This window comes from Moorena sp. SIO4E2 (assembly GCF_010671945.1).
Lineage (GTDB): Bacteria > Cyanobacteriota > Cyanobacteriia > Cyanobacteriales > Coleofasciculaceae > Moorena > Moorena producens.
Map to the genome: position 1 here is coordinate 1 of NZ_JAAHIE010001141.1, position 1,600 is coordinate 1,600.

A 1,600-nucleotide genomic window follows, 5' to 3' on the forward strand; every position below is an offset into this window, starting at 1 on the left:
TAACAATCCGCTGGTACGGACTATTGATTGCCTCAGCAGTGTTAATTGGAGTTAGCCTTTCCCAATACCTAGCCAAGAGTCGTAACGTTAACCCAGATTTGTTGGGCGACTTGGCTATCTGGCTGGTGATTTCTGCGATTCCTGGAGCCAGACTTTACTATGTCTTGTTTCAGTGGAAACAATACGCCCAGCGTCCAGACCAAATTATTGCGATTTGGAATGGTGGGATTGCCATTCATGGCGCTATCTTGGGTGGTATCTTAGCTGCAATAATTTTTGCCCGCCTCAATAAACTGTCTGTCTGGCTGTTAGTTGATCTAGTAGTTCCTTCCCTGATATTAGGTCAAGCCATCGGACGTTGGGGTAATTTCTTTAATTCCGAAGCCTTTGGGGCTCCCACGGATTTGCCTTGGAAATTGTATATTCCACTAGGACAGCGTCCCCTAAGCTTTAATAATTTTGACTATTTCCATCCGACTTTTCTGTATGAGTCTGTGTGGAACTTATTGGTCTTTGGGTTACTGATGACTCTGTTCTTTCGGGATTTACGCCGCAAACCCCATCTGAAGGTAGGGACGATGGCTCTAGTTTATATGGTCGCCTATAGTACTGGTCGCTTCTGGATTGAGGCATTGCGGATGGATAGTCTGATGCTCGGTCCATTACGCATTGCTCAAGTGGTCAGTTTAGTTGCGATCGCATTGGGAGTTGCTGGTTTAGGGTGGCTGTATTGGATCGGTCGGTCTTTGCCAGATGTTGTTCCAGTCGATAATCAGCAGTGGGATACGGTATCTAAATAAAAAAAGCCCCAGAGTTTATCTCTAGGACTTTACCAGGGTGCATCTACCACTTTCTTTTTACTGGGTAGATCAGGTTAATCCGGATAATTTTGGAATATAGCAATCTGTTATTAGTTGTGATAGTTGGAAGATGGGGCAACGGATCGTTCAAGGGGATGTAACCGATAGGTGAGTGTCTGGTAGTTGACCCAAGATACTTGCAGGTAAAGGGTAAAGGGTAAAGGGTAAAAGGTCGGGATTAATCACAAATACCAATTCCCCTTTACCAAATACCAATTACTCAACCTTGACAATATTAATGTTCTCGTAAATTATAGGAAACCTCAAATTCCAGAAGTTTCTCCAACTTTTCTAGCTTCTTCAAGCCAGCTATCAAACAACTTTTGATTCTTTTTAATCCATTCTTGGCTATGGCGACGGATATCTGCTGGGCTATCTTCCCCCTTTTTGGCCCGTAAGCTTTCAGCATTAAGCTCCTCAATCGGCATCTTAAATCGCTCAAACAAGTCTCTGGCTGCTGGGTTAGTTGCTAGGAATTTTTTGTTTGCCACAAAGCGGATCTGATCCACCGCGAATCCGAGATTTTTACCATCGATTGAAGTATGTTTTTCTGTCAACCCTTTCTGGGCTTCTGGTAGATTGGTTTGGGCAACTTCTAGCCAAACCACATCCTCACCTGGTTTTAATACCGTAGCCAGCCACAGAGGAGTCCAAGTGTAGTATAGGACTGGTTTTCCTTGTTTGTAGCGAGCAATGCTATTCGCAATTAGGACGCTATATTCTCCTTGGTCGTGTTCGAC

2 protein-coding genes are annotated in these 1,600 nt (G+C 44.1%); one reads left to right on the forward strand and one right to left on the reverse strand.

Translation table 11 applies throughout. The features are described 5' to 3' along the window. Nucleotides 1–800, forward strand: an 800-nt coding sequence (gene lgt, locus F6K37_RS41550; RefSeq protein ID WP_287257105.1) for a prolipoprotein diacylglyceryl transferase, incomplete at its 5' end; no start/stop codon positions are given. A gap of 323 nt (nucleotides 801–1,123) precedes the next feature. Here lgt and F6K37_RS41555 read toward each other — a convergent pair. Further along, a partial coding sequence (locus F6K37_RS41555) for a glycine betaine ABC transporter substrate-binding protein (RefSeq protein ID WP_287257106.1) occupies nucleotides 1,124–1,600 on the reverse strand: 477 nt, incomplete at its 5' end.